This window comes from Amorphus sp. MBR-141, assembly GCF_053628695.1.
In genome coordinates, this window is sequence record NZ_JBRJGW010000003.1 from 285,980 (window position 1) to 305,856 (window position 19,877).

General features: G+C 69.5%; 20 protein-coding genes. 10 read left to right on the plus strand and 10 right to left on the minus strand.

The window, feature by feature from the left end; translation table 11 throughout:
- The first annotated feature begins 51 nt into the window (after positions 1-51).
- From ACSSVZ_RS06165 to ACSSVZ_RS06205, 9 genes are all read left to right on the plus strand, one after another.
- Positions 52-492 (plus strand): DUF2948 family protein, encoded by a 441-nt coding sequence (locus tag ACSSVZ_RS06165; RefSeq protein ID WP_453968912.1) that lies wholly within the window; start codon positions 52-54, stop codon positions 490-492.
- Between the two features lie 26 nt (positions 493-518).
- The gene (hisD, locus tag ACSSVZ_RS06170; RefSeq protein WP_453968913.1) at positions 519-1,811 is read left to right on the plus strand and encodes a histidinol dehydrogenase; all 1,293 of its coding nucleotides are present in this window, start codon (positions 519-521) and stop codon (positions 1,809-1,811) included.
- Between the two features lie 16 nt (positions 1,812-1,827).
- The gene (locus tag ACSSVZ_RS06175; protein WP_453968914.1) at positions 1,828-2,319 is read left to right on the plus strand and encodes a UPF0262 family protein; all 492 of its coding nucleotides are present in this window, start codon (positions 1,828-1,830) and stop codon (positions 2,317-2,319) included.
- Positions 2,320-2,323: 4 nt separating this feature from the next.
- A complete protein-coding gene (locus tag ACSSVZ_RS06180; protein WP_453968915.1) occupies positions 2,324-2,758 on the plus strand; it encodes an arsenate-mycothiol transferase ArsC in 435 nt (144 codons plus the stop codon).
- A 122-nt stretch (positions 2,759-2,880) separates the two neighbouring features.
- Positions 2,881-3,099 carry a translation initiation factor IF-1 gene (infA, locus tag ACSSVZ_RS06185; RefSeq protein WP_453968916.1) on the plus strand — a complete coding sequence of 73 codons (219 nt, stop codon included), beginning with the start codon at positions 2,881-2,883 and terminating at the stop codon, positions 3,097-3,099.
- Positions 3,100-3,152: 53 nt separating this feature from the next.
- Positions 3,153-3,824, plus strand: coding sequence for a Maf-like protein (locus tag ACSSVZ_RS06190; protein WP_453968917.1), 672 nt, complete (start codon positions 3,153-3,155; stop codon positions 3,822-3,824).
- A 109-nt stretch (positions 3,825-3,933) separates the two neighbouring features.
- A complete protein-coding gene (locus ACSSVZ_RS06195; protein WP_453968918.1) occupies positions 3,934-4,176 on the plus strand; it encodes a DNA gyrase inhibitor YacG in 243 nt (80 codons plus the stop codon).
- A 132-nt stretch (positions 4,177-4,308) separates the two neighbouring features.
- Complete coding sequence (gene ykgO, locus ACSSVZ_RS06200; RefSeq protein WP_453962777.1) at positions 4,309-4,434, plus strand: type B 50S ribosomal protein L36; 126 nt, start codon at positions 4,309-4,311, stop codon at positions 4,432-4,434.
- Positions 4,435-4,729: 295 nt separating this feature from the next.
- Positions 4,730-5,344, plus strand: a complete 615-nt coding sequence (locus ACSSVZ_RS06205; protein WP_453968919.1) for a tetratricopeptide repeat protein — start codon at positions 4,730-4,732, stop codon at positions 5,342-5,344.
- 34 nt (positions 5,345-5,378) lie between these two features.
- On the opposite strand, the gene ACSSVZ_RS06210 is transcribed toward ACSSVZ_RS06205, so the two are convergent.
- The 5 genes from ACSSVZ_RS06210 to ACSSVZ_RS06230 all read right to left on the minus strand — a co-directional run bounded on the left by ACSSVZ_RS06210 (position 5,379) and on the right by ACSSVZ_RS06230 (position 13,345).
- Entirely contained in the window at positions 5,379-8,783 is a 3,405-nt protein-coding gene (locus ACSSVZ_RS06210; protein ID WP_453968920.1) for an efflux RND transporter permease subunit, read from the minus strand.
- Positions 8,780-10,099 (minus strand): efflux RND transporter periplasmic adaptor subunit, encoded by a 1,320-nt coding sequence (locus tag ACSSVZ_RS06215; protein WP_453968921.1) that lies wholly within the window; start codon positions 10,097-10,099, stop codon positions 8,780-8,782. The genes ACSSVZ_RS06210 and ACSSVZ_RS06215 overlap by 4 nt, the downstream gene beginning before the upstream one ends.
- Before the next feature lie 113 nt (positions 10,100-10,212).
- Positions 10,213-11,235, minus strand: coding sequence for an Hsp33 family molecular chaperone (locus ACSSVZ_RS06220; protein WP_453968922.1), 1,023 nt, complete (start codon positions 11,233-11,235; stop codon positions 10,213-10,215).
- Complete coding sequence (gene argF, locus ACSSVZ_RS06225; RefSeq protein ID WP_453968923.1) at positions 11,202-12,143, minus strand: ornithine carbamoyltransferase; 942 nt, start codon at positions 12,141-12,143, stop codon at positions 11,202-11,204. The genes ACSSVZ_RS06220 and argF overlap by 34 nt, the downstream gene beginning before the upstream one ends.
- Positions 12,140-13,345 (minus strand): acetylornithine transaminase, encoded by a 1,206-nt coding sequence (locus ACSSVZ_RS06230; protein ID WP_453968924.1) that lies wholly within the window; start codon positions 13,343-13,345, stop codon positions 12,140-12,142. Before ACSSVZ_RS06230 ends, argF begins: the two co-directional genes overlap by 4 nt.
- A 366-nt stretch (positions 13,346-13,711) precedes the next feature.
- On the opposite strand from ACSSVZ_RS06230, the gene ACSSVZ_RS06235 reads away from it, so the two are divergent.
- Positions 13,712-14,314, plus strand: coding sequence for a GcrA family cell cycle regulator (locus tag ACSSVZ_RS06235; RefSeq protein ID WP_453968925.1), 603 nt, complete (start codon positions 13,712-13,714; stop codon positions 14,312-14,314).
- Between the two features lie 226 nt (positions 14,315-14,540).
- On the opposite strand, the gene phoB is transcribed toward ACSSVZ_RS06235, so the two are convergent.
- From phoB to pstC, 5 genes are all read right to left on the minus strand, one after another.
- Entirely contained in the window at positions 14,541-15,242 is a 702-nt protein-coding gene (phoB, locus tag ACSSVZ_RS06240; protein WP_453968926.1) for a phosphate regulon transcriptional regulator PhoB, read from the minus strand.
- 22 nt (positions 15,243-15,264) lie between these two features.
- Positions 15,265-15,984, minus strand: coding sequence for a phosphate signaling complex protein PhoU (gene phoU, locus ACSSVZ_RS06245; RefSeq protein ID WP_453968927.1), 720 nt, complete (start codon positions 15,982-15,984; stop codon positions 15,265-15,267).
- A 191-nt stretch (positions 15,985-16,175) separates the two neighbouring features.
- A complete protein-coding gene (pstB, locus tag ACSSVZ_RS06250; protein WP_453968987.1) occupies positions 16,176-16,970 on the minus strand; it encodes a phosphate ABC transporter ATP-binding protein PstB in 795 nt (264 codons plus the stop codon).
- 94 nt (positions 16,971-17,064) lie between these two features.
- Positions 17,065-18,345, minus strand: a complete 1,281-nt coding sequence (gene pstA / locus ACSSVZ_RS06255; RefSeq protein ID WP_453968928.1) for a phosphate ABC transporter permease PstA — start codon at positions 18,343-18,345, stop codon at positions 17,065-17,067.
- A complete protein-coding gene (gene pstC, locus ACSSVZ_RS06260) occupies positions 18,346-19,725 on the minus strand; it encodes a phosphate ABC transporter permease subunit PstC (RefSeq protein ID WP_453968929.1) in 1,380 nt (459 codons plus the stop codon).
- Between the last annotated feature and the right edge of the window lie 152 nt (positions 19,726-19,877).

A 19,877-nucleotide genomic window follows, 5' to 3' on the forward strand; every position in this document is an offset into this window, starting at 1 on the left:
TGCAGACGCAGGCCTGTCGCCACCCAACAACTGGATCGCAAGACGCCCGCCATGCCCCAATTGAAACTCGCGGCCCTCGACACCGACGACCTCGAAGTTCTGTCGGCGCATGTGCAGGATGCCGTCCTCAACGTCGGCGCCCTGCGCTGGCGCGCCGCCGACCAGCGGTTCGTCGTCGTGCTCAACCGGTTCGTCTGGGAGATCACCAGGAGCGGCCGTCACAAGCGCGACGAGCGCCGCCGCACGGCCCTCGACTTTCTGCACGTGACCGGCGCCCGCGCCACCCGGCTGCGCCGCGACGCGCCCGAGGCCATCCTGTCGCTTCTGGCCATCACCTTCGAGCCGGGCGAGCTGCCGGCCGGCGTCGTCACGCTGCATTTCTCCGGCGGCGGCGCCATGCAGCTCGACGTCGAGTGCATCGAGGCCACCCTGACCGACCTCGGCCCCGCCTGGGCGGCCCGCGGCCGACCCGAACACGACCTGAGCGAATGACCGGATCCAGGCAAGGAAACGCCGCCGTGCCGCTTCGACTGTCCAGCGCCGACGCCGGGTTCGAGCAGGGCTTCGCCGCCCTGCTCGCCACCAAGCGCGAGATCTCCGAGGACGTCGACCAGACGGTGCGGGCGATCGTCGCCGACGTGCGCCGCCGCGGCGACGCGGCGCTGATCGAATACACCGACCGCTTCGACCGGCTCGATCTCGCCGCCCTTGGCATCGCCGTCGACCCCGACACCGTCGACAAGGCCGTCTCCCGGGTGCCGCCGGACCAGCGCGACGCGCTGGCCTTCGCCAAGGCGCGCATCGAGGCCTACCACGCCCGCCAGCGCCCCGCCGACGCCCGCTTCACCGACGACGCCGGCGTCGAGCTCGGCTGGCGCTGGTCGGCGGTGCCCTCGGTCGGCCTCTACGTGCCGGGCGGCACCGCCGCCTATCCGAGCTCGGTCCTGATGAACGCCGTGCCGGCGAAGGTCGCCGGCGTCGAGCGCATCGCCATGGTGGTGCCGACGCCCGACGGGAAGATCGCGCCGCTGGTGCTGGCTGCCGCCCGGATCGCCGGCGTCGACGAGATCTACCGGGTGGGCGGGGCCCAGGCGATCGCCGCGCTCGCCTACGGCACCGAGACGATTGCCCCGGTCGCCAAGATCGTTGGCCCCGGCAACGCCTTCGTGGCGGCCGCCAAGCGCCAGGTCTTCGGCACCGTCGGCATCGACATGATCGCCGGCCCGTCCGAGGTGGTGGTGGTCGCCGACGGCGACAACGACCCCGACTGGATCGCCGCCGACCTCCTGGCCCAGGCCGAGCACGACACCGCCGCCCAGTCGATCCTGATCACCGACGACGCGGCCTTCGCCGACGCCGTCGCCCGCGCCGTCGAGGCCCAGCTGACGACGCTGCCGCGCGCAGAGATCGCCCGGGCGAGCTGGCGCGAGTTCGGCGCGATCGTCCTGCTGCGCTCCCTCGACGAGGCCCCGGCGCTGGTCGACCGGCTGGCCCCGGAACACCTGGAGCTGGCGGTGGCCGACCCGGAAGCGCTGTCGCTGAAGATCCGCCACGCCGGCGCGATCTTCCTCGGCGCCTACACGCCCGAGGCCGTCGGCGACTACGTCGCCGGCTCCAACCACGTGCTGCCGACGGCGCGCTCGGCGCGCTTCTCGTCGGGCCTGTCCGTCCTCGATTTCATGAAACGCACGTCGCTGCTGCGCTGCGATGCCGGGAGCCTGTCGCGGCTCGGCGCCGCCACGCGGACGCTGGCGGGCGCGGAAGGGCTCGAGGCCCACGCCAGATCGGTTTCGATCCGGCTCAATCGCTGAGCGAGGCTCCACGGCCATGGTCGACGCTTCCGCACACGGCTCCCGCCAACGGCTGATCGCGATCGACTTCGACGAGAGCTCGATCGCGCGCTCGACCCCGGACATCGAGCACGAGCGGGCGGTGGCGATCTACGATCTCATCGAGGAGAACCACTTCGCCCCGGCCGGCCACGACGGCGGCCCCTACCGCCTGGCGCTCGCCATCGTCGAGAACCGGCTGGTGTTCGCCGTCGCCCAGGAGGACGGCACCGACGTGATGACCCACGTCCTGTCCCTCACCCCCTTCAGGAAGATCGTCAAAGACTATTTCCTGATGTGCAACAGCTACTTCGAGGCGATCAAGACGGCCTCGCCCAGCCAGATCGAGGCCATCGACATGGGCCGGCGGGGCGTTCACAACGAAGGCTCGCAGATCCTGCTGGACCGCCTCGACGGCAAGATCGACATCGATTTCGGCACCGCCCGCCGCCTGTTCACCCTGCTCTGCGCGCTGCGTTGGCGGGGCTAGCCGCGTGACCGGGACCGGGCGCCCCGGCGCGGTTCTCTTCGTCTGCCGGCAGAACGCCGTGCGGTCGCCGATGGCCGCCGCGCTCGCCCACCATCTGTTCCCCCAGAGCCTCTACACCCGCTCGGCCGGGGTGGTGGCGGGCGGCGAGCCGGATCCGTTCGCCGTCGCCGTGATGGACGAGCTCGGCCTCGACATCTCCAGGCACCGGCCGCGGACGCTGGAGGAACTGGCCGACACCAGCTTCGACCTGGTCATCACCCTCGCCCCGGAAGCCCACCACCGCGCCCTGGAAATGGCCCGCACGGAAGCCTTCGACGTGGAGTACTGGCCGACCCCGGATCCCACCGTCACCGGCGGCTCGCGCTCGCAGATCCTCGACGCCTACCGCGCCGTCCGCGACGGTCTGGCCCGCCGCATCAGGCAACGGATGGCGGTCTGAGACGAAAGTGCGCGGCGGCGACAGCTTTACCGGCGCATTGCCGCTGATCAGGAGTGTTTTCAACCGCTTTACGATTCGCTACGGTCTCGCCCAGTCGGCATCGGCAGAGACCGTCTACGCGCATGGCCAAAGAAGAAGTACTGGAAATTCCCGGCACTGTTTCGGAGCTTCTCCCCAACGCCACGTTCCGCGTCAGACTCGAGAACGATCTCGAAATCATTGCCCATACGGCCGGCCGCATGCGCAAGAACCGCATTCGCGTCCTTGCGGGCGACAAGGTTCTGGTTGAAATGACGCCCTACGATCTTTCAAAGGGCCGGATCACGTACCGGTTCAAATAAGCATGCGTCCCCTCGGACCCCCGGACCGGTACCCAGCCATATGACCGATTGCCATGACTGACCAACAGACGCTCGTCCTCGCCTCCGGATCGCCGCGCCGGCTGGCGCTGCTGGAACAGATCGGCATCGTGCCCGACCACCTGGCGCCGTCCGACGTGGACGAGACGCAGGGAGACGGCGAGGCGCCGGCCGCGCTGGCCCAGCGGCTCGCCCGCACCAAGGCCGAGGAAGCCTTCGAGCGCGCCCGCACCGACAAGGAGGTGGGCCCCGCGTTCATCCTCGCCGCCGACACCGTCGTCGCCGTCGGCCGCCGGATCCTGCCCAAGGCGGAGACGCTGGCCGAGGCGGAAAGCTGCCTGGACCTGCTGTCGGGCCGCGGCCACCGGGTCTTCACCGGCATCTGCCTGATCACGCCCAAGGGCCGGCAGCGCCTCAAGGCCGTCGAGACGCGGGTGCGCTTCAAGCGGCTGTCGCGCCAGGAAATCCAGGCCTATCTGGCCTCGGGCGAATGGCGCGGCAAGGCCGGCGGCTACGCCATCCAGGGCCTTGCGGCGGCGTTCGTCACCAAGCTCGTCGGCTCCTATTCCAACGTCGTCGGCCTGCCGCTGTTCGAGACCTCGGCGCTGTTGACGGGCGAGGGCTACCGGGTCTTCGACGGCTGGGCGGCCGGCGGCCGGGAGATCGACGTCCCCTCGGAGATTACGGCGAAGGTGGAAACCGCCTGAGCCGGCGGCGGATCCGCCCCCGCGCGATTTTCCCTTCGTCCGGATCGTCCCGATCCGAACCGCAAATCCTTCAGTGCGTTCGCCTCACATGAGATACCGGGAGACACCCTTGAACCAGCGCAAGCGCTCCGGCGCGGGCCGCGGCGGTGCCACGCCCGACCCGTCCGGCAAGCAGCCCGGCGGCCGCAAGTGCCCGATCTGCCGCAAACCGGCGGTGCAGGAATTCCGGCCGTTCTGCTCCAAGCGCTGCGCCGACATCGACCTCGGCAAGTGGCTCGGCGGCGCCTACGCGATCCCCGTCGTGGAGGAAGACGGCTCGGCCACTCCCTCCGACGACGATGGCAACGCCTGAGCCGCCGTTTGCCGCGCCGGAACCGGCTTGGCGGAGTTGACAGCGCGCCGGCCAGGCCCCATAACCCGGCGTCAGTTTTACTCGGCGCGCGCGGAGCCCGTGCGCGCCTTTGTCGTTTGCCAGGGTCGACCGATGAAAATCAAGAATTCGCTCAAGTCGCTGATGAAGCGCGACCGCAACAACCAGATGGTTCGTCGCAAGGGCCGCGTCTACATCATCAACAAGAAGGCCCCGCGCTACAAGGCGCGCCAGGGCTGACGCTGCCGGCTTGCCTGGGCGGACACCGTTCCGCCCGGCGCGCAAGCGTGGCGGCCCCTTTCCGCCACGTCACCTCCCGGACCCGGCCATCCGTGCGCCGTCCGTCCGCGACGAACTTTCCCGCATCACGCTCAGAGCGGCGCGCCCGTCCAGCGGGAGGCGCAGGGGGCTGTCGCCCGCGCCACGAAGCCGTGATCGGGATGCGGCCGAACGCCCTTTGACGGGCGCCGGGGTCCGCCCCATACTTGGTCTCATGAACGCTTGGTTTGCGAACGCCCGGAGTGTGGCGCCCCTGATGCTTGCCGCTGCGCTGGTCGCGGCCGCGCCTGCGCACGCGCAGGACGCCGGCTCGCGCTTCCCCGGCGGCCCCGAGGCGACCCCCCTCGAAGAGACCGCCCCGCCGGCCGCGCCGGAGACCCAGGAGACCCGCGAGACCCGGCTCGACCGGCTCTACGCCCGCCTCAAGGAAGCCCCCGACGAGAAGCGCGCCGCCGGCATCGCCCGCAACATCCAGCGCGAGCTGATGAACTCCGGCAGCCCCACCATCGCGCTGCTGATGACCCAGGCGGCGGCGGCCGTCGAGGCGAAGGACCTGCCCGTCGCCCTCGACCTGCTCGACGCCGTGGTCCGGCTGAAGCCCGGCTACGCCGAAGGCTGGAACCGCCGCGCCACCGTCTATTTCATGCTCGACGACTACGGGAAATCGCTGGCCGACCTGGAGCGCGCCCTGGCGCTCGAGCCGCGCAACTGGGAGGCCATCGGCGGCCTCGCCTCGATCCTCAGCGCCCTCGACGAGAAGGAGGGCGCCCGCGCCGCCTGCGCCCAGGCGCTGGAGATCTACCCCCTGCAGCCGCGCATCAGGAAGTCCTGCGACGAGCTGGACTCCGAGGCCGACGGCGAGGACATCTGAGCGGCTTCCGACCGGTGAGCGGCTTCCGACCGGCCTATTCGCCGGCCGGCGGCGCCGCCAGCGTGCCGGCGGAGCGGCGCCCGTCGATCGCCGCCACCAGGCGGCCGACGTCGCCGCCGATGCCGATCAGCGCCGGCACCAGCACCAGCACCAAGAGCGTCGCCGCCGCGATGCCGAACACCATGGTCACCGCCATCGGCAGCAGGAACTGCGCCTGCAGGCTGGTCTCGAACAGCAGCGGCGCCAGCCCGCCGATGGTGGTCAGCGAGGTCAAGAGCACCGCCCGCAGCCGGTCGCAGCTGGCGCCGATCGCCGCCGTCGCCAGCGCGTCCCCGTCCTTCAGCCGCTCGTCGAGCCGGCTCACCAGGATGATGGAATCGTTGACCAGGATGCCGGACAGCCCGAGCAGCCCGATCAGGCTCATGATGGTCAGGTTGAAGCCCAGCAGCAGGTGCCCGAGCACGGCTCCGACCAGCCCGAACGGGATGATCGCCATCACCGCCAGCGGCCGCCAGTAGGAGCCGAACACCCAGGCGAGGATGATGTAGATGACCGACAGGGCGACCCAGGTGCCGAGCTTCAGGTCGGCGAACGAGTCCTGCTGCTCCTCCGCCTTGCCGGCGAACGAGAAGCCGATGCCGTAGCGCCCCGCGATCTCCGGCATCACCTCGGTGCGCATCAGCTCGGTGATCGCGGTGGCCGTGTTCACCTCGGGGTCCACATCGGCGGTCACCGACACGGTCGTCTTGCCGTCGCGGCGCAGGATCACCGAGAAGGCGTCGCTCTCCTCCAGGCTCACCACCTCCGACAGCGGCACGAACGCGCCGGTGTCGCTCTTCAGCCACATCTGCCGCAGCGCCGCGTCGCCGGTGTCGCCCTGGGCGAGCTGGACGCGCACCTTCACCTCCTCGTCGCCGATCGGGATGCGGCGGGCGATCGCCCCGTCGAAGGCGTTGCGCACCTGGGTGGCGACGCTGTCCAGGGTGAAGCCCAGCGCCGCGCCGCGCGGCGTCAGCCGCATGGCGAGCTCCGGCTTGCCGTAGGGCAGGTCGTCGGCCACCGCGCTGACGCCCGGCACCGCCTGCAGCGCGGCGATGACGTCCTGCGCGGCGGTCTTCAGCACCTCCGGCGCCGCGCCGTCCAGGCGCACGTCGAGATCGCGGCCGGGCGGCCCGCCGCGCCGCTCGTTGATGGCGAACGACTTCAGCCCCGGGATCTCCGGCACCGCGTTCCGCCAGGCCCGCACGACCTCGGGCGTGCGGATGGTGCGCGCCTCCGACGGCGTCAGCTGCACGTCGATCTCCGCCAGGTTGTCGCCCCGGTTCTGGCCGGAGACGCCGAGGGTGCTCGACACCGAGCGCAGCAGCGGCTCGGTGCCGCCCGACAGCTGCTGCTCGGCCACCTCGAGGGCGTTTTCCACCGTCGCCACCGCCGCGATCACCTGCTCCTCGGGCGTGCCGGCGTTGACCTCCAGGGTGGCGCGCAGGCTCTCCGATTCCGGCGAGGGGAAGAACACGAAGCCGACCCGCCCGCCGGCCACCAGCCCGAAGCCGACCACCACCAGCGCCGCCAGCGCCAGCGCCAGGGTGGTGTAGCGCCAGCGGAAGGTGAGCGTGGCGAAGCCGCGGAACGGCCCGTCGCGGAAGCGCGCGAAATTGCCGTCGAACCAGCTGCGGAAGCCGGTCTTGGCGTGGCCCGCCCCGGCCCGCTTCGCCGCCGCGGCGCGCCCCTTCACCAGCGCCAGCTCCACCAGCCCGGCCAGCGCGAACGCCAGCGCCGCCAGTCCCAGCACCGCGCCGACGGGCCCGACGGCTGCCCGCGTCGCCGCCACCGCATGGAGGATCGCCGCCACCACCGGCGCCGCCCCCTCGGCCGGCAGGCTGGCCAGCGCCGCCAGCACCACGGCGATGACGATGCCCACCAGGATCTGCCGCACCAGCGACCAGCGCGCCGCGCCGCGCGGCCCGCCGGAGTGGGCGAGATGCGCCGGCAGCACCAGGAAGCACTCGATCAGCGACGCCGTCAGCACCGAGATGGTGACCAGCGGCAGCACCTCGATGATCTGCCCCATCACCCCGCCGAGCAGGAACAGCGGCGCGAACGCGGCGACGGTGGTCAGGCTCGCCGCCAGCACCGGCACCAGCATCTGGCGCGCCCCCACCTCGGCGGCGTGGGGCGGCGGATCGCCCGCGTCCTCGCGGGTGGCGGTCTGCTCGGCCACCACGATGGCGTCGTCGACGATGATGCCCAGCATCATGATCAGCGCGAACAGGCTCATCATGTCGATGGTCTGGCCGGTCAGGTACATGATGGCGATGGTCGCCGACATGGAGATCGGGATGCCCAGCGCCACCCACGTCGCGATGCGGGCGTTGAGGAAGGTGAACAGCACCAGCAGCACCACCAGCAGCCCTTGCCAGCCGTTGCGGAGGAGCAGGTTGATGCGGTCCCACAGGAAGCTCGCCGTGTCCTGGGTTTCCAGGATCTGCAGGGTCGCCGGCAGCGTCGCCCGGGTGTCGGCGAGATAGGCCTTCAGGATGGCGTCGGTCTCCAGCGCGTCGGCCGACACCGCCCGCTGCACCACGATGCCGATCGCCGGCATGCCGCCGTGCAGGCCGCGCGTGGCGTCGTCGTCGAAGGCGTTGCCGACGGTGGCGATGTCGCGCAGCAGGATGCGCTCGCCGCTCGGGAACGTCTTCACCTCGATGTCGGCGAGCTCCTCGGGCGTCTCGCCCGGCGCCAGCGCGCGCACCTGCTTCTCCACGCTGCCCGACACGGTTCCAGTCGGCCGGTCGAGGGTGTTCCTGGCGATCGCCGTCGCCACGTCCTCGATGCTCATGCCGAGCCGGACCAGCGTCGTCTCCGGCACCGACACCTCGATCTCCCGGTCGCGCATGCCGGTGAAGGTCACCTTGTCGATGCCCCGGTCGAGCAGGTCGTCGCGGATGCGCTTGGCGTAGATCTGCAGCGCCGCCTCGTCGAACGGGCCGGTGAGGATCAGCTTCGCCACCGTGTCGTGGAAGCGGTTGCTGGTGATCGTCGGCTTCTCGCTTTCCTCCGGCAGGGTGGTGATCTGGTCGATCTCCTGCTCGACGTCGGCGAGCGCCTTCTGCATGTCGGTCGCCGCGTCGAACTCGATGATCGTCGTGCCGGCGCCCTCCCGGGCGTAGGAGGTGACGTGGTCGACGCCGTCGAGGAAGCGCACCGCCGGCTCGACCGCGTCGAGGATGTTGGCCGCCACGTCCTCCGCGCTCGCCCCCGACCAGGTGACGGAGACGGTGATCTGCTTTTCCTCGACGGTCGGGAAGAACTGGGTGTTGATGCGCGCCAGCGAGAAGGCGCCGGCCAGCAGCATCAGGATCATCAGCAGGTTGGCGGCGTTCGGATGGCGGACGAACAGCTGGATCAGCCCGCCGCCGCGGCGGCCGGGCGCGCTCATTGGGGCAGCACCCGGGCGGCCGAGCCGCTGGCCGCGGTCGCCGGCTCGGCCTCCGGCGGCGTGAGCGTCTCCTTCACCAGCACGCCGTCGCCGGCCTCGGCGATGCGGGTGACCAGCACGTGGTCGCCGGCCGCAAGGTCGCCGTCGACGATGACGGTCTCGCCGTCCTGGGCGAGCACCGAGACGCTTCTCTTGACCAGCCGGCTGTCGCGGACCACGAACACGTGGTCGCCCTCGTAGACCGAGGCGGCCGACAGCCGCAGCGAGTCCTCGAAGCGTCGGCCGGGCATCCGCACCTCGACGAAGGCGCCCGGCCGCGGCAGCGGCGTGCCGGCGTCGGCGTCCAGGTGGGCATAGACCTGGATGCCGCCCCGCGCGGCGCTGATCTCGGCGCCGACGCGGTCGATCGTCGCCCGGTAGCGCCGCGGCGTCTCGCCGATCCGCCAGACGACCTCGGCGTCGGTGCCGACGAGCCCGCCAACGCCCGATACGAGCGCGCCGTACTGGCGGTCGGAGAGGGTGAACTCGACATCCACCTCGTCGGCCTGGTCGAGGGCCACGGCCAGGTCGTTCTCGCCGATGCGACGGCCGACCTCCACCTCCTCCGCCACCACGACGCCGTCGAACGGCGCCTTGAGCGACGTGTCGGCGAGGTCGCGCTCGGCGTTGCGGACGCGCCATTCGAGCCGTTCGATGGTGGCCGTCTGCTGGTCGATGCCGGCCTTCTCGATGGCGATCTCGTTGGTCAGCTGGTCGAGCGACTGGCGGCGCTGGCTCACCAGCAGCGTGCGCTCGTCGACCGACTGCGCGGTGCCGGCCTGGCGTTCCACCAGCGTCCGGGCCCGCTCCAGGTCGCGCTCGGCGAGCTCCAGCTGGGTCTGCACCTGCTCCAGCGCACCGCTCTTCAGGGCGACGCGGGCCTTGGCCGCCGCCATCTCCGCCTTCGCCTCGGCCAGGTTGGCGCGGGCCTCCACCAGCGCACCCTCGTAGGCGAACGGATCGATGCGCAGCAGCGTCTCGCCCTCGGCGACCGCGCCGCCGACCCGGACCGACGGCGACACCTCGACGATCTCGCCGCCGACCAGCGCCCGCAGCTCGACCCGGGCGGCGGACACGACCTCGCCGTAGACCGCCACCGTCGGGCGGTGGGGGCCGCGGTCAAGCTCGGCGGTTTCGACGGAATAGGCCGTTTCCTCGGGCGCCTTGCGGGCGACCTCGGGCCTGGAGGCGATCAGCCACTGGGTCAGCGCCACCGCCCCGGCGAGCACCAGCACCGGCAGCACGGCCTTGGCGGCAACGCCAAGGGCCGTCCGCATCCGCTTTCGGGGACTGGGCTGGTGGTCTGCCAACGTCGATCAAGCCTCATCACCGGGCCGCCGGCGGAAGCCGGGCCCGTTCTGGACACGCTAACGCGTGGCCTGCGCTCGTCCTACGAGTCCGTCTCGAAATCGGATGGATCGAACCGGTAGGTGGAGCTGCAGAACTCGCAGGTCACGACGATTTCGCCGTCCTCGACCATGTCGCGGCGCTCCTCGGCATCGAACTGGCGGACGATGCCCTCCACCCGCTCGCGCGAGCACGAGCAGATCTCGGCCACCGGCAGCGGCTCGAACACCCGCACGTCGCGCTGGTGGAACAGCCGCAGCAGCAGCCGCGGCGGCGCGATCTCCGGGTCGATGAGCTCGACGTCGTCGAGGGTGCCGACGCGCGCCAGCGCCTCGACCCAGGCGTCGTCGGGCTCGGCCTCCGGCGTGGTCATCGTTTGCGGCGCGTCGCCGGGATCGAGATCGCGGTGGCGGACGCGGTCCTCCGACTCCGGCAGGAACTGCACCAGCACGCCGCCGGCGCGCCAGCTGTGCCGCGGCCCCTCGCCCTCGCGCCGCTCCAGCACCTCCGCCACGGCAAGCCGCACCGTGGTGGGGATCTGCTCGGACTGGGCGAAATAGGCATGCGCCACCTCTTCCAGGCTGGCGCCCTCCAGCGCGACGACGCCCTGGTAGCGGCGCATGTGGCCGCCGGGATCGATGGTCAGCGCCAGCTGGCCCTTGCCGACCAGGTCGGTGAAGGCGACGGTGCCCGCCTCGGCCAGCGCGGCGATCGCCTCTGCGTCGAAGCGCGCATAGGCCCGCACCCGGTCGGGCGAGCGGAAGTCCACCACCAGCAGGCTCACCGGCCCGTCGCTCTGGATCTGGGTGATGAACCGCCCCTCGAACTTGAGGGCGCTGCCCAGCAGCACGGTCAGCACCATCGCCTCGCCGAGCAGCCGGGCGACCGGCTCCGGATAGCCGTGGCGCGACAGCACGCCATCGACCACCGGGCCGAGATGGGCCACGCGCCCGCGCACGTCGAGCGCGTTCACTGCAAAAGGCAGAACGAGATCGTCGGGGGGCAACCTCAAGGGGTCTGCGCCACCGCTCGTCATTCCGCCGCCAACGTCTCCGCCAAACACCATGCCAGAATTCCTTTCTGCGCATGTAGGCGGTTTTCGGCCTCGTCAAAGACCACCGACTGCGGCCCGTCGATCACGCTTTCCGTGACCTCCTCGCCGCGGTGGGCCGGCAGGCAGTGCATGAAGATCGCCTGCGGGTTGGCCGCCGCCATCAGCCGGTCGTTGACCTGATAGGGCTTCAGAAGGTTGTGGCGGCGCTCGCGTTCGCGGTCGCCCATCGACATCCAGGTGTCGGTGACGACGCAGTCGACCCCGTCGACGGCCTCGAACGGATCGTCGGTCCAGACCACCTTGGCGCCGGCGGCGCGGGCCCGCTCGATGCTGCCGTCGTTGGGCGCCAGCTGCTTCGGCGTGGCGATGCGCAGCTCGAAGGCGAAGCGCTCGGCGGCGTGCAGCCAGGAGGCCAGCACGTTGTTGGCATCGCCCGTCCAGGCGACGCTCTTGCCGGCGATCGGCCCGAGGTGCTCCTCGAAGGTCAGCACGTCGGCCATGATCTGGCACGGATGCGAGACCTTGGTGAGGCCGTTGATGATCGGCACGGTGGCGAACTCGGCGAACTCGATGAGCGCGTCGTGGTCGAGGATGCGGATCATCACCGCGTCGACGTAGCGCGACAGCACGCGCGCCGTGTCGGCGATGGTCTCGCCGCGGCCGAGCTGCATTTCGGCGCCGGTCAGCATGATCGTCTCGCCGCCGAGCTCGCGCATCGCCACGTCGAACGAGACGCGGGTGCGGGTCGACGGACGCTCGAACACCATCGCCAGCACGCGGCCGGCCAACGGTCCGTGGCCGCGGCGGGCGCCGTCGCGGGTGCCCTTCATGGCGCGGCTGTTGTCGATGATCCCCCGCAGCACATCCTTGGAGAGGACGTCCAGGTCGAGAAAGTGCCGTGTCTTGCCGTTCGTCGTCATGCCGTACCCCCGGCCTTGGTCAGTTCGCTCGCCTCCAGCGCCGTCGCGGCGTCGTCGAGGCGGTTGATGGCTTCGTCGATCTCCGCCGCGGTCACCACCAGCGGCGGCAGCAGACGGACGACGTTGTCGCCCGCGCCGATGGTGACGAGACCCGCCTTGCGCGCCGCCAGCACCACGTCGCCGGACGGAGCCCGGCATTTCAGGCCCAGCATCAGGCCCTCGCCGCGCACGCTTTCGAAGATGCTCGGATGGGAATCCACCACCGCTGCGAGCTTCTGTTTCAAGATCAGGCCTTTCTCGGCCACCTGGTCGAGAAAGCCGGGTGCCAGCACCACGTCGAGCACGGCATTGCCGATCGCGCAGGCGAGCGCGTTGCCGCCATAGGTGGAGCCATGGGTGCCCGGCACCATGGCGTCGCCCACCTCGGCCGTCGCCAGGCACGCGCCCAGCGGGAAGCCGCCGCCGACGCCCTTGGCGATCGCCATCACGTCCGGGGTGATCCCCGACCACTCGTAGGCGAACAGCTTGCCGGTGCGGCCGATGCCGGTCTGCACCTCGTCGAGGACGAGCAGCGTGCCGGTCTCGTCGCACAGCTCGCGCAGCTTGCGCATGAACTCGTTGGCGAACGGGCGGATGCCGCCCTCGCCCTGCACCGGCTCGATCATCACCGCCGCCGTGTCGGGGCCGACGGCCGCCTTCACGGCCTCGAAGTCGCCGAACGGCACATGGTCGAAGCCCTCCATCGGCGGGCCGAAGCCTTCCAGGTACTTCGCCGTGCCGCCGGCCGCGATGGCGGCCATGGTGCGGCCGTGGAAGGCCCCTTCGAAGGTGACGATCCGGTAGCGGTTCGGCGCGCCGTTGGCGAAGTGGTAGCGCCGCGCCGTCTTGATCGCCGCCTCGGTCGCCTCGGTGCCGGAGTTGGTCACGAAAACGCGGTCGGCGAAGGTCGCCGCGCACAGGCGCTCGGCGAACCGCTCCTGCTCGGGAATCCGGAACACGTTCGAGGTGTGCCAGACCTTGCTGGCCATGGCGGTCATGGTTTCGACCAGGTGGGGATGGGCGTGACCGAGCGCGGTCACGGCGATGCCCGAGCCGAAATCGAGATATCGTCGGCCGTCGGACCCGTTGAGCCAGGCACCCTCGCCGCTCTCGAACGAGAGATCAGCGCGCGCATAGGTCTTGTACAGGGCCGACGTTGTCATTGGTTCTCTCAAGTTTAGGTGCCGCGGTCGGATTGTTGGCACCCGAAAAACAAATCGTGCCGCCAAGAGGCGGCACGATGGAAAGCTTTCTATATTCGAGGAACGCCGCCCGCTGTCAATGTCCGACGGCCTTCCGGCAGGGTTCCCGCATGGCTGCGGCGGCGGGAATTCGGTTGGGGAAAACCGACGCGCCGCAGGCCACCTGGATCAGCTGAATCTTGTCATCGATTCGCGTGATGTTGTAGTATCTAAATCGTTAAGGCACGACATATCGTGCACGGCCCCACCCAGACCCGCATCGGCGCACACACGCGGCGTTGTCCGCGAGGCCGAAGGATTCTGCGAGCCACAGACGGAGGTCCCGAGATGGCCGACGACACACCGATGTCCTGGACTGAAGAACGCGTTTCGCTCCTCGAGAAACTCTGGGCCGAGGGGCTGAGCGCGAGTCAGATCGCCGGACAGCTGGGAGGTATCACCCGCAACGCGGTGATCGGCAAGATCCATCGCCTCGGCCTGTCCGGTCGCGCCAAGGCGCCGGGCGCGTCCCGGCCGCGCAAGCCGCGCCCGGCCTCCAAGCCGAGCGGCGGCCGCGTCGGGGGCAACGGCGGCGGCGCGACCACCAGTGGCGGTGGCGGCGGCGGCGCGGCGATCTCCCGCCAGACCCGTCTCGTCGGCAACACCGCGCTGAAGATCGTCGCCCAGGCCGAGATGGAAACCCAGCTGGCGCCGACCGCGGCGATGTCGGCCGAAGTCGTCCCGTTCGGCGAGCGCAAGACGCTGATGGAGCTCAACGAGCACACCTGCCGCTGGCCGATGGGCGATCCGGGCAGCGACGACTTCGCCTTCTGCGGCCGCGAGTCGACGCCCGGCCAGCCCTACTGCAACGCCCATTCGCGGGTCGCCTACCAGCCGGCGCCCGATCGCCGCAAGTCCCGCTCCGGCGGCGGTGGCAGCGGCAGCCGCTGACCGGCGCCGCAGCCCGGGTAGCGGGTATGGGGCCACGTCCAGTCGATCAGGTGTGACCGCCTGATCGGACGTGGCTCTGGCCCGGCCGCCCGTCCTGAGCCTGCCAGATCCCGGCGCCGCGGCGCCGGGATTTTTCGTGCCCGGCGCCGTGCCTGGAAGGACGACGCGTCCGGCACGACGGCGGCCGCCCGCCATCGGCGCGCCGCCCCCGCCGCTCCGGCTCCGGCTATTTCTCCAGGACGGCGAACTGGTCGTTGAAGGCATAGCCCGCCCCGCGCACCGTGCGGATCGGATCGAGCGCCTTGCCGCGGTTGATCGCCTTGCGCAGCCGGCCGACGTGCACGTCCACGGTGCGCTCGTCGACATAGACGTCGTGGCCCCACACCCCGTCGAGCAGCTGCTCGCGGGAGAACACCCGGCCCGGCGACTGCATCAGGAACTCCAGCAGGCGGAACTCGGTCGGCCCGAGATGGATCTCGCGGCCGGCCCGGCGCACCCGGTGGGTGGTGCGGTCGAGCTCGATGTCGCCCGCCGACAGCATGCCCGACACCACCGCCGGCTTGCTGCGGCGCAGGATCGCCCGGATCCGCGCCATCAGCTCCGGCACGGAGAACGGCTTCACCATGTAGTCGTCGGCGCCGGTCGACAGGCCGCGGATGCGTTCGGCTTCCTCGCCCCGCGCCGTCAGCATGATGACCGGCAGCTTCTCGGTCTGGGCGCGGTTGCGCAGCCGCCGGCACAGCTCGATGCCGGACAGGCCCGGCAGCATCCAGTCGAGGATGAGCACGTCCGGCACGCTCTCCCGCAGCCGGATCTCGGCGTCGTCGCCGCGCGCGCAGGCGTCGACCGCGTAGCCTTCCGCCTCCAGGTTGTAGCGCAGCAGCAGCGTCAGCGATTCCTCGTCCTCGACGATCAAGACCTTCGGCATGAGCGCACGCCCCCGTTCCTGCTCAATCGTCTGCGCTGTAATTGGCCGGGATATAGCTTGATTCATCATGCTTGGGTCGTTCCTCCTGCGGCTGCTCGCCGGTGACCATGAAGTGGATGTTTTCGGCGATGTTGGTCGCGTGATCGCCGATCCGCTCGATGTTCTTCGCGCAGAAGAGGAGATGGGTGCAGAAGGTGATGTTGCGCGGATCCTCCATCATGTAGGTCAGGAGTTCGCGGAACAGCGAGGTGTACATGGCGTCGATCTCGTCGTCGCGGTTGCGCACCGCATGGGCCGCCTCGAGATCCTGGGCCGTGTAGGCGTCGATCACCGCCTTCAGCTGCTCCAGCGTGATCTCCGAGATGTGCTCGACCCCGAAGATCAGCCGCTTCGAGTGGAACTGGCCCTGCAGCGCGATCACCCGCTTGGCGATGTTCTTGGCAAGATCGCCGACCCGTTCCAGGTCGCTCGACACCCTGAGCGCCGCGATGATCTCGCGCAGGTCCTTGGCGACCGGCTGGCGGCGCGCGATGACGCTGATGGCGCGCTCCTCCACCTGCCGCTGCATCTCGTCGAGGCGGTGGTCCTGGAGGATGACGCCCTGGGCCCGGGCGATGTCGATCTTGGCCAGCGCCGTCACCGCCTCGGAGACCAGCCGCTCGGCCAGCCCGCCCATTTCGGCGATGCGGCCGACCAGGTCGCGCAGTTCCTCGTCGTAGGCTCCGGTGATGTGGTCGCTCATGTCGGTTTCTTCTTCGTTCGCCGGAGCACGCCCCGCTCGGATCGGGCTGATCCGGGCGGCGCGGATGTGCTCGCCTGATGACCCGCGATGACGATGACTCCAGGTCCGGGCGACCTGCAATCACAAACCGCGGCCGTTGCGCGCGACCCGGCGCGGGACCGGGCCGACCGGGCCGCCCCCGGCCCGGCCGCTCAGCCGAAGCGGCCGGTGATGTAGTCCTGGGTGCGCGTTTCCTTCGGGCTGGTGAAGACGAAGTTGGTGGGCCCCTCCTCGACCAGCAGCCCGAGATGGAAGAACGCCGTGCGCTGGGAGACGCGCGCCGCCTGCTGCATCGAATGGGTGACGATGACGATCGTGTAGTTCTCGCGCAGCTCGTCGATCAGCTCCTCCACCTTGGCGGTGGCGATCGGGTCGAGGGCCGAGCACGGCTCGTCCATCAGGATCACTTCCGGGTTCACCGCGATGGCGCGGGCGATGCACAGGCGCTGCTGCTGGCCGCCCGACAGGCCGGTGCCGGCCTCGTGCAGCCTGTCCTTCACCTCGTTCCACAGGCCCGCCTTCTGCAGGCTCTTCTCGACGATCTCCTCGAAGTCCGCCTTCGAGCGGGCGAGGCCGTGGATCTTCGGGCCGTAGGCGATGTTGTCCCAGATCGACTTCGGGAACGGGTTCGGCTTCTGGAACACCATGCCGACGCGCGCCCGCAGCTCGACCACGTCGAGGCGCGGATCGTAGATGTTGGTGTCCGAGATCAGCATCTCGCCCTCGACCCGGCAGCTGTCGATGGTGTCGTTCATGCGGTTGAAACAGCGCAGGAACGTCGACTTGCCGCAACCCGACGGGCCGATGAAGGACGTCACCGCCCGCTCGGGAATGTCGATGGAGACCCCGTACAGGGCCTGCTTCGCGCCGTAGAACACATCGACGCCCGAGGCCTTGATCTTCACCGGCCGCGGCTGCGCGTCCGGCGTCCGGACGGTCTCCACCATCACCTTTTCCTTCGCTTCGACTGCCACTGCACTCATCACCACTCTCCCGTCACTTGCGAGGCTGGCCCGGTCCCGGTCGCCATCCTCGGTTCGATTACCAGCGCCGCTCAAGCTTGCTGCGCAAAAATATCGCGATCATGTTCATCACGATCAGGAAGCCGAGCAGCACGAGGATCGCCGCCGAGGTCCGCGCCATGAAACCGCGTTCCGGGCTGTCGGCCCAGATGAAGATCTGCGTCGGCAACGCCGTTGCCGGGTCGAGGATCCCGCCAGGCGGGCTGGTGATGAAGGCGTTCATGCCGATCAGCAACAGCGGCGCCGTTTCGCCCAGCGCCTGGGCCAGGCCGAGGATGGTGCCCGTCAGGATCCCGGGCAGCGCCAGCGGCAGCACGTGGTGCATCACCACCTGGTGCTTCGATGCGCCCATGCCGAGCCCTCCCTCGCGGATCGACGGGGGCACCGCCTTCAGCGCCGCTCGGGTGACGATGATCATGGTGGGCAGCGTCATCAGCGAGAGAACCATGCCGCCGACCAGCGGCGCCGATCGGGGCAGCCCGAAGAAATTCAGGAAGACCGCCAGGCCCAGCAGGCCGAACACCACCGAGGGCACCGCCGCCAGGTTGTTGATGTTCACCTCGATGACGTCGGTTATCCGGTTCTTCGGGGCGAACTCCTCCAGATAGATGGCCGCCGCGATCCCGACGGGGAAGCTGATGAAGAAGCAGACGAGCAGGGCGTAGAAGGATCCGACGATCGCCCCCGACAGACCGGCGAGCTCGGGAAAGCGGCTGTCGGCGTTGAAGAAGAGGCCCCAGTTGAAGGGCGTGGACACCAGCCCGCGCTCCTCCAGCTCGTTGAACAGCCGGACCTGGACATCGGACACGCGACGCCGGTCCTCCGGCGTATCCGCCGAGATGACCCCCTTGTTCAACTGGTCGATGGGATCGGCCACCGGGATGTCGAAGGTCACCTTGCGGCCGATCAGCGACGGATCGGCAATGACGCGGTCCCGCACGAGGAACCGCGCATTGCGCGTCATCATCTGCTCGAGTTCGCGGTACTCGCTCTGGTCGATGTCCGGGAACTCGGCCTGCAGGGCCCGCATGATAATGTCGCGGTAATCCCCCTTGGACGGGTCGGCGGCATCGATCTCCGCCGGATCGATCTCGATCGTCAGGGCGATCTGGGTCTGGACGAACGCCTGATAGCCCGTCGATACCAGCGACACGATCAGGATGCCGAGCAGCCCGATGGCGGTCGAGATCGCGGCGATCCCGAAGATCTGGAGGCGCCTGTCGGCCCCGTGGCGCTTCTTCCGGCGCGCCACGGCTTCCTTGCTCTGCCAGAAGCCGTCCGTGTTGTCTGTCGTGCTCATCTAATCGTACTTCTCGCGGTATTTCTGGACGATCCGGATCGCCAGAACGTTGAGGCACAGCGTGATGATGAAAAGAACCAGGCCCAGTGCGAACGCGGCCAGCGTCTTGGGACTGTCGAAGGACGTGTCTCCGATGAGGAGGGTCACGATCTGAACCGTCACCGTGGTGACGCTGTCGACGGGATTGAAGGTCAGATTGGCGATCAGGCCGGCGGCCATCACGACGATCATCGTCTCGCCGATGGCCCGGCTGAGGGCCAGCAGGATGCCACCCATGATGCCCGGCAGCGCCGCCGGCAACAGCACGTTCAGCATCGTCTCGCTGCGGGTCGACCCCATCGCCAGCGAACCGTCCCGCATCGCCCGCGGCACCGCATTCAGCGCGTCGTCGGACAGCGAGGAAATGAACGGGATGATCATGATCCCCATCACGCCGCCGGCGGCCAGCGCGCTGTTCGGCGACACCGCCAGCCCCATGGCGGACCCGAACTCGCGCACCGCCGGCGCGACGATCAGTACGGCGAAGAAGCCGTACACCACCGTCGGCACCCCGGCGAGGATCTCCATGATCGGCTTCACGGTCGCCCTTACCCGATCGTTGGCGTACTCGACCAGGTAGATGGCGGTGAGAAGGCCGATCGGGGTCGCCACCAGCATGGCGATGGAGGCGATGAGCAGCGTACCGGTGAACACCGGGACGGCCCCGAAGGCGCCCGCGGCGGCGATCTGGTCCGCGCGGATGGGGATCTGCGGCTCCCAGTTCAGGCCGAACAGGAACTCATGGATCGAGACCATCTGGAAGAACGCCCAGGCCTCGAAGAGGAGCGAGCCGATGATGCCGAGCGTGGTCAGGATGGCCAGGGCGGCGCAGAAGATCATCAGGCCGGAAACGATGCGCTCGACGTTGTTTCTGGCACGGAACCGCGACGACAGGCGCGACCGGGCGACCATCATGGCCAGGATCATGAGCGCCAGGATCACGACGACCATCGCCCAGTGCGCGATTTCCTGCCAGCGGACGAAGCGCTCCGCGGCGGCCTTGATCTCCGGAGCCGGCTCGCCGAACACCCGGCCGGTGGTGACGTTGTGGATTTCCTGGATGTAGAGGTTCAGCTGCGACGGCGACGCTCCGTCGGTCATCTGCGCCGGCAGGCTGCCGAGCAGCAGGTGGTCGATTGCCGAGCCCTGCAGACCGACCCAGAACAGCAGCAGGATCAGCGCCGGGATGCCGACCCAGACGGCGACGAAGGCGCCGTGATAGGACGGAAGCGAATGGATCTTCTCTTGCGACTGCGCAGCAAATCGAGATCCAGTCGTCCGGCCAACGAAATACGCGATGAGCGACATCGCAATGATGAGAAGTAGCGCGTAGCCAAACACGAACTCGCCCCCGATTCAGCTGGATTTAGTCCTGGCGGCGACTGGACCGCCCCCGCGCGCTTCAACGTTCTGTGTCGTGTCTAGCTGTGCTGTGGCTGGAGCACGATGGCTTCAGGTCTCGATGACTTGAAGCCCGCAAACGGGATCGATTC

Bases quoted from the DNA above. Each gene is read 5' to 3' on its own strand.
- ACSSVZ_RS06220 (WP_453968922.1), bottom strand. From the start codon at position 11,235: ATGGTGTTTGGCGGAGACGTTGGCGGCGGAATGACGAGCGGTGGCGCA.
- ACSSVZ_RS06165 (WP_453968912.1), top strand. From the start codon at position 52: ATGCCCCAATTGAAACTCGCGGCCCTCGACACCGACGACCTCGAAGTT.
- ykgO (WP_453962777.1), top strand. From the start codon at position 4,309: ATGAAAATCAAGAATTCGCTCAAGTCGCTGATGAAGCGCGACCGCAAC.
- ACSSVZ_RS06175 (WP_453968914.1), top strand. From the start codon at position 1,828: ATGGTCGACGCTTCCGCACACGGCTCCCGCCAACGGCTGATCGCGATC.
- ACSSVZ_RS06210 (WP_453968920.1), bottom strand. From the start codon at position 8,783: ATGAGCGCGCCCGGCCGCCGCGGCGGCGGGCTGATCCAGCTGTTCGTC.
- ACSSVZ_RS06190 (WP_453968917.1), top strand. From the start codon at position 3,153: ATGACTGACCAACAGACGCTCGTCCTCGCCTCCGGATCGCCGCGCCGG.
- ACSSVZ_RS06205 (WP_453968919.1), top strand. From the start codon at position 4,730: ATGCTTGCCGCTGCGCTGGTCGCGGCCGCGCCTGCGCACGCGCAGGAC.
- phoB (WP_453968926.1), bottom strand. From the start codon at position 15,242: ATGCCGAAGGTCTTGATCGTCGAGGACGAGGAATCGCTGACGCTGCTG.
- argF (WP_453968923.1), bottom strand. From the start codon at position 12,143: ATGACGACGAACGGCAAGACACGGCACTTTCTCGACCTGGACGTCCTC.
- ACSSVZ_RS06230 (WP_453968924.1), bottom strand. From the start codon at position 13,345: ATGACAACGTCGGCCCTGTACAAGACCTATGCGCGCGCTGATCTCTCG.
- pstA (WP_453968928.1), bottom strand. From the start codon at position 18,345: ATGAGCACGACAGACAACACGGACGGCTTCTGGCAGAGCAAGGAAGCC.
- ACSSVZ_RS06215 (WP_453968921.1), bottom strand. From the start codon at position 10,099: ATGCGGACGGCCCTTGGCGTTGCCGCCAAGGCCGTGCTGCCGGTGCTG.
- infA (WP_453968916.1), top strand. From the start codon at position 2,881: ATGGCCAAAGAAGAAGTACTGGAAATTCCCGGCACTGTTTCGGAGCTT.
- phoU (WP_453968927.1), bottom strand. From the start codon at position 15,984: ATGAGCGACCACATCACCGGAGCCTACGACGAGGAACTGCGCGACCTG.
- pstB (WP_453968987.1), bottom strand. From the start codon at position 16,970: ATGGTGGAGACCGTCCGGACGCCGGACGCGCAGCCGCGGCCGGTGAAG.
- ACSSVZ_RS06235 (WP_453968925.1), top strand. From the start codon at position 13,712: ATGGCCGACGACACACCGATGTCCTGGACTGAAGAACGCGTTTCGCTC.